Here is a 7,750-nt window from a genome sequence, read left to right on the forward strand (position 1 = left end):
AGGATGCGCTCGCCAAGCGCGACGATCACCGAGCCGCCCTCGACGATTGCCTTCATCGTCAGGCCGCGCTGGGTTTCGCAATCTTCCTCGAGCACCACGCAGTCCTGGCTGACGTCGACCAGACGCCGGGTCAGATAGCCTGAGTTGGCGGTCTTCAGCGCGGTGTCCGCAAGGCCCTTGCGGGCGCCGTGCGTGGAGTTGAAATATTCAAGGACGGTCAGCCCTTCCTTGAAGTTCGAGATGATCGGGGTTTCGATGATCTCGCCCGAAGGCTTGGCCATCAGCCCGCGCATGCCCGAAAGCTGCTTCATCTGCGCCTGCGAACCACGAGCGCCCGAGTGGGCCATCATGTAGACCGAGTTGATCGACCGCTGGCGCCCGGTGTCTGCGTCGACGGGGGTAGCCGAGATTTCCTTCATCATCTCGGCGGCCACTTCATCGCCGCAACGCGCCCAGGCGTCGACGACCTTGTTGTATTTCTCGCCCTGCGTGATCAGGCCGTCCTGATACTGCTGCTCGAAATCCTTGGCCTGCTCGCGGGTGCGCTCGACGAGTTCTTCCTTGCGCGCCGGGATCACCATGTCGTCCTTGCCGAACGAGATGCCGGCCTGGCAGGCGTGGCGGAAGCCAAGCGCCATGATGGCGTCTGCGAACAGCACCGTCTCTTTCTGGCCGGTGTGGCGATAGACTTCGTCGATGACGTCGCCGATGTCCTTCTTGGCCAGCAGGCGGTTGATCGTCGGGTAAGGCACCTTGTGGCTGTGCGGCAGGCATTCGCCGATCAGCATCCGGCCCGGAGTGGTAACGAAACGCACCATGCGGGTGTTGCCCTGCTCGTCGGTCTGCGGAACGCGCGCCTCGATCCGGGTGTGCAGCGTCACTGCTCCGGCGTTCAGCGCAGCGTGCACTTCGGCCATGTCGGCGAACAGCGGCAGCTTTTCCCGCTTCGTGCCGTCGGGCAGGTCGATATACTCTGGATGCCGTTCCTGACGCTCCATCGACAGGTAGTAGATGCCCAGAACCATGTCCTGCGAGGGAACGATGATCGGCTTGCCGTTCGACGGGCTGAGGATGTTGTTGGTCGACATCATCAGCACCCGCGCTTCGAGCTGGGCTTCCAGCGAAAGCGGCACGTGCACGGCCATCTGGTCGCCATCGAAGTCGGCGTTGAAGGCGGCGCAGACCAGCGGGTGAAGCTGGATCGCCTTGCCCTCGATCAGCACCGGCTCGAACGCCTGGATGCCAAGCCGGTGCAGCGTCGGCGCCCGGTTCAGCAGCACGGGATGCTCGCGGATCACCTCGTCGAGGATGTCCCAGACTTCCTTGCGCTCTTTCTCGACGTATTTCTTCGCCTGCTTCAGCGTGATCGACAGCCCCTTGGCGTCGAGCTTGGCATAGATGAACGGCTTGAACAGTTCGAGCGCCATCTTCTTCGGCAGGCCGCACTGGTGCAGCTTCAATTCGGGGCCGGTGACGATGACCGAGCGACCCGAATAGTCGACGCGCTTGCCCAGCAGGTTCTGCCGGAACCGGCCCTGCTTGCCCTTCAGCATGTCCGAGAGCGACTTCAGCGGCCGCTTGTTTGCACCCGTGATGGTGCGGCCACGGCGGCCGTTGTCGAACAGCGCGTCCACGGCTTCCTGCAGCATCCGCTTTTCGTTGCGGACGATGATGTCAGGCGCGCGCAGTTCCATCAGCCGCTTCAGGCGGTTGTTGCGGTTGATGACGCGGCGATACAGGTCGTTCAGGTCAGAGGTGGCGAAGCGGCCGCCGTCCAGCGGCACCAGCGGGCGCAGTTCCGGCGGAATCACCGGCACCACCGTCAGAATCATCCACTCCGGCCGGTTGCCGGATTCCAGGAAGCTCTCGACGATCTTCAGCCGCTTGATGATCTTCTTCGGCTTCAGCTCGGACTTGGTCGTCGCCAGTTCCTCGAGCAGTTCTTCCTTTTCGGCCGCAAGATCGAGTTCCATCAGCAGTTCGCGGATGGCTTCCGCACCGATACCGCCCCGGAACGCTTCCTCGCCATACTGGTCCTGCGCCTCGAGATACTCGTCCTCGCTCAGAAGCTGGAACTTCTTCAGCGGCGTCATGCCGGGTTCGGTGACGATGTAGTTCTCGAAGTAAAGAACGCGCTCGAGGTCCTTCAGCGGCATGTCCAGCAGCATGCCGATGCGGCTGGGCAGCGACTTCAGGAACCAGATATGGGCAACGGGCGCTGCCAGTTCGATGTGGCCCATCCGTTCCCGGCGAACCTTGGTCACCGTAACTTCAACGCCGCACTTTTCGCAGACGATACCCTTGTATTTCATGCGCTTGTACTTGCCACACAGGCACTCATAGTCCTTGATCGGACCGAAGATACGGGCACAGAACAGGCCGTCGCGCTCGGGCTTGAACGTCCGATAGTTGATCGTCTCGGGCTTCTTGATCTCGCCGAACGACCAGCTGCGGATCTTGTCGGGCGATGCGATCGAGATCTGGATCTGGTCGAACATTTCCGGCTTTGCGACCGGCGAAAAGGCGTTGGGTACCAGTTCGTTCATACGTCACTCCTCCCCCGCTCAGGGGGTGAAAAAATCGGGTCCGGTCTCAGGCTTCGGCGTCGGCGTCGGTCGACTTCAACTCGACGTTCAGGCCGAGCGAGCGCATTTCCTTCACCAGCACGTTGAAGCTTTCGGGGATGCCTGCCTCGAAGGTGTCGTCGCCCTTGACGATCGCTTCATAGACCTTGGTGCGGCCGACCACATCGTCGGACTTCACCGTCAGCATTTCACGCAGCGTGTAGGCCGCGCCATAGGCCTGCAGGGCCCACACTTCCATTTCCCCGAAGCGCTGGCCGCCGAACTGCGCCTTGCCGCCCAGCGGCTGCTGGGTGACGAGGCTGTATGGGCCGATCGAACGCGCGTGGATCTTGTCGTCGACCAGGTGGTGCAGCTTCAGCATGTAGATGTAGCCGACGGTCACCTTGCGGTCGAACGCTTCGCCGGTGCGGCCGTCGAACAGTTCCACCTGCCCCGAGCTGTCCAGCCCGGCCAGCCGCAGCATTGCCGAAACGTCGCCTTCGGTCGCGCCGTCGAACACCGGGGTAGCCATCGGCACGCCCGGCGTCAGGCTGTCGGCAAAGCGCATCAGATCTTCGTCGGTCATGGAACCGACGTCTGCCTGCGGCCCATAGACTGCGTCGAGGTTGTGTCGCAGCTTTGCCAGATCACCATCGGCATCCGCGACAGCGGCTTCGTTCGTGGCGCGGATGTTCTCGAGCAGCGCCGACACCTGACGGCCAAGACCGCGCGCGGCCCAGCCAAGGTGCGTTTCGAAAATCTGCCCGACGTTCATCCGGCTAGGCACGCCAAGCGGGTTCAGCACCAGGTCAACCGAGGTTCCGTCTTCCAGGAACGGCATGTCCTCGGACGGCAGGATGCGCGAAATCACACCCTTGTTGCCGTGCCGGCCGGCCATCTTGTCGCCCGGTTGCAGCTTGCGCTTCACCGCAACGAACACCTTCACCATCTTCAGCACGCCCGGCGGCAGCTCGTCGCCGCGCTGGAGCTTGTCCTTGCGGTCCTCCAGACGCTCGGCGATCGACTTCATCGCCGCGTCATACTGCGTGCGGCTTGCCTCCAGGTTCGCCTGCACATTGTCGTCGGCGACGCCGAACTTCCACCATTCGCGGCGAGGATGCTCCTCAAGCAGGGCTTCATCGACGACGACACCCTTCTTTGCACCCTTCGGCCCGGTCACGACCGTCTGCCCCAGCAGCGTCTCGCGCAGGTGGGCGAAGATGGCGCGGTCAAGGATGCCGCGCTCGTCAGCGGCGTCCTTCTCGAGGCGGTCGAGTTCTTCACGCTCGATCGACAGGGCGCGCTCATCCTTGTCGATGCCGTGGCGATTGAACACGCGCACTTCGACGATCGTGCCAGCCACGCCCGGCGGCAGGCGCAGCGACGTGTCACGCACGTCCGACGCCTTCTCACCGAAGATAGCGCGCAGCAGCTTTTCTTCCGGCGTCATCGGGCTTTCACCCTTCGGCGTGATCTTGCCGACCAGAATGTCGCCCGGCTCCACCTCGGCGCCGATATAGACGATGCCCGCTTCGTCGAGGTTGCGCAGCGCTTCCTCGCCGACGTTCGGAATGTCGCGGGTGATGTCTTCCGGCCCGAGCTTGGTGTCGCGGGCCATGACTTCGAATTCCTCGATGTGGATCGAGGTGAAGACGTCCTCGCGCACGATGCGCTCGTTGATGAGGATCGAGTCTTCGTAGTTGTAACCATTCCACGGCATGAACGCGACCAGCGCGTTCCGCCCCAGCGCGAGTTCGCCATACTGGGTCGAGGGGCCGTCGCAGATGATGTCGCCCTTGGCCACCCGGTCGCCCACACGCACCAGCGGACGCTGGTTGATGCAGGTGTTCTGGTTCGACCGCTGGAATTTCATCAGCGTGTAGATGTCGACCATCGACTCGCCGGGCTTCACTTCCTCGGTCGCGCGGATGACGATACGGCCTGCATCCACCTGGTCGACGACGCCAGCACGCCGGGCAGCGATCGCCGCACCGGAATCGCGCGCCACGGTCGCTTCCATGCCGGTGCCGACGAACGGCGCTTCGGCCTTCACCAGCGGCACCGCCTGGCGCTGCATGTTCGAACCCATCAACGCCCGGTTTGCGTCGTCGTTTTCAAGAAACGGAATGAGCGACGCCGCAACCGACACCAGCTGCTTGGGGCTGACGTCCATCAGCGTGATGCGCTCGCGCGGGGCGATCAGGAATTCGCCGGCTTCGCGGGCCGAAACCAGCTCCTCGACGATGCGGCGGTCGCCGTCCAGCGCCACGGTCGCCTGCGCGATGACGTGGCGTGCTTCTTCCATGGCCGAAAGATAGATCACTTCGTCGGTCACGCGGCCGTCGGTCACGCGGCGATACGGCGTTTCGATGAAGCCATAGAGGTTCACGCGACTGAACGTCGAAAGCGAGTTGATCAGGCCGATGTTCGGCCCTTCCGGCGTTTCGATCGGGCAGATCCGGCCATAGTGCGTCGGGTGAACGTCGCGCACTTCAAAGCCTGCACGCTCGCGCGTCAGGCCGCCCGGCCCAAGGGCCGACACGCGCCGCTTGTGCGTCACTTCGGAAAGCGGGTTGGTCTGGTCCATGAACTGCGAGAGCTGGCTCGAACCAAAGAACTCGCGCACTGCGGCAACCGCCGGCTTGGCGTTGATCATGTCGTTCGGCATGACCGTCGTCACGTCGACCGAACTCATCCGCTCCCTTACCGCGCGCTCCATGCGCAGCAGCCCCACGCGATAGCTGTTTTCCAGCAGTTCGCCGACCGAGCGGACACGCCGGTTGCCCAGATTGTCGATGTCGTCGATCTCGCCCTTGCCGTCCTTCAGTTCAACAAGCGTCTTGACGACCGCCAGAATATCCTCGCTGCGCAGCGTCGTCAGATCGGCCGGCGCATCGAGACCGAGGCGCATGTTCATCTTCACACGGCCAACGGCCGACAGGTCGTAACGCTCGGCGTCGAAGAACAGCCCGGCGAACAGCGCTTCAGCGGTTTCGCGCGTCGGCGGCTCTCCGGGGCGCATCACGCGATAGATGTCGGCCAGCGCCTGGTCGCGCTCCTCGGCCTTGTCGGCCATCAGCGTGTTACGGATCCACGGGCCGGTGTTCACATGGTCGATGTCCAGCACGTCCACATGCACGATGCCGGCGGCGTTCAGCCGATCCAGATGCTCCTGCCCGATCTCGTCTCCGGCTTCGATGTAGATCGCGCCGGTCTGCTCGTTGATCAGGTCATAGGCGGCGAAGCGGCCGATGATTTCGTCCATCGGCACCAGCAGCGTCGAAACGCCGTCGTTCTGCGCCTTGCGGGCCGCGCGCGGCGATACCTTTTCGCCTTCCTTGAAAAGCACTTCGCCGGTTTCGGCGTTCAGCACATCGAAGGTCGGCTTCTGGCCGCGCCACTGCTCGGCGACGAACGGCATCCGCCATCCGTTCAGCTTGGCGTCCAGCTCCCAGCGGACGGTCTCGTAGAAGTGATTGAGGATTTCCTCGCCATTCAGGCCAAGCGCATAGAGCAGCGCCGTCACCGGCAGCTTGCGCTTGCGGTCGATCCTGACGTTGACGATATCCTTGGCGTCGAATTCGAAGTCCAGCCACGAGCCGCGATACGGGATCACGCGCGCGGCAAACAGGAACTTGCCCGAACTATGGGTCTTGCCCTTGTCGTGATCAAAGAACACGCCGGGGCTGCGGTGCATCTGCGAAACGATCACCCGCTCGGTGCCGTTCACGATGAAGGTGCCGTTCTCGGTCATGAGCGGCATGTCGCCCATGTACACGTCCTGCTCCTTGATATCGATGACCGAACGGGTCCCGGTATCCGGATCCACCTCGAACACGATCAGGCGCAGCGTCACCCGCATCGGCGCGGCGTAGGTCATGCCGCGCTGGCGGCATTCTTCCTTGGAATATTTCGGTTCCTCAAGCTCGTAGCCCTCGAAATCGAGCTCGGCAGTGCCGGCGAAATCACGAATCGGGAACACCGAACGCAGGGTTTTTTCAAGGCCCGACACATATTGGCGCGACGGATCCGACCGCAGGAACTGCTCATAGCTTTCGCGCTGCACCTCGATGAGGTTCGGCATCTGCACCGAATCCGCGATGTTGCCGAACAGGCGGCGAATGCGGCGGGTAGAGCGAAAGCGGGTTCCGGCGTTGTTGCGGGCAGGTTCGACGGCCTTGGTCGCCATGTGGCACGGGTCCTTCAGTCAAATGTCCGGTGCGCATTGTGCACGACACGAAAAGCCGCATTGCCATGGCATAGGCCCGGCCTGCGGCTCGCGGTGTCATGAACCTCCTTGGTCCCATGCGTGGAAAGTGCTGCGCGACGGCACCTTCTATCCCGGACCAGGGCGGAAAGCGGCCATATAGAAGCCCGCCGAACAACTGTAAAGGCGCCGATCATCCGGCAGCGCGGGAATCCGCCCGCCCGCTGCGTATCAGCAGATGGCAAGAGAACGGAGGCGAGGAGGCCGGACATGCGCAACAGTCTGAAATGGGGCGCCATACTGCTGATCACGGCATCGGTTGCAGCATCCGCACAGGATCGCACGGCAGTACGGAGCGAACGCTTCCGGCGCGCGATCGCCGAACGCGCCGACGGCAACCGCGCAACCGCGCCACGGCCGGACCAGACCATCGCCTATGGCGCCCACCCGGAACAGGTGCTGGATTTCTGGCGCGCGCCCGGCGTTTCACCCGCCCCGATCATCCTGTTCGTGCATGGCGGCGGCTGGCAGCGCGGCAGCAAGAACAACGCCACCGGCACCTGGAAGCCCGGCCACTATACCGGCGAAGGCTATGCGTTCGCCTCGACCAACTATCGGCTGGTGCCGAACGCCCGCGTAGAGGATCAGGCCGCCGATATCGCGTCGGCGGTCAGGGCGCTCGTCGACCGCGCAAAGCAACTGGGCATCGACCGGCAGCGTATCGTCCTTATGGGGCACAGCGCCGGGGCGCATCTGGTTTCGCTCGTCGGCACCGATCCGCAATATCTGCGTGCCGCCGGGCTGACCGTGGCAGATATTCGCGGCGTGATCGCGCTGGACGGCGCCGCCTACGACGTGCCCCGACAGATGCACGAAGGGCCACGGATGATGCAGGAAACCTATGTGCAGGCCTTCGGCACCGATCCCGTCCGCCAGCGCGCACTGTCGCCCACATTGCAGGCGGCGGCGCCCAATGTGG

Annotated in this window: 3 protein-coding genes; 1 reads left to right on the top strand and 2 read right to left on the bottom strand. The window is 63.5% G+C overall.

Annotation, left to right across the window (positions count from 1 at the left end):
- Window positions 1–2,546 (bottom strand): DNA-directed RNA polymerase subunit beta' (gene rpoC / locus AC16JP_RS03720; RefSeq protein ID WP_484339256.1); only part of this gene is annotated, 2,546 nt, incomplete at its 3' end.
- Window positions 2,547–2,592: 46 nt separating this feature from the next.
- A complete protein-coding gene (gene rpoB / locus AC16JP_RS03725) occupies window positions 2,593–6,753 on the bottom strand; it encodes a DNA-directed RNA polymerase subunit beta (RefSeq protein ID WP_484339257.1) in 4,161 nt (1,386 codons plus the stop codon).
- A 288-nt stretch (window positions 6,754–7,041) separates the two neighbouring features.
- On the opposite strand from rpoB, the gene AC16JP_RS03730 reads away from it, so the two are divergent.
- On the top strand, window positions 7,042–7,750 hold a 709-nt coding region (locus tag AC16JP_RS03730), incomplete at its 3' end, for an alpha/beta fold hydrolase (protein WP_484339258.1).

The organism is Sandaracinobacteroides sp., from assembly GCF_057137845.1.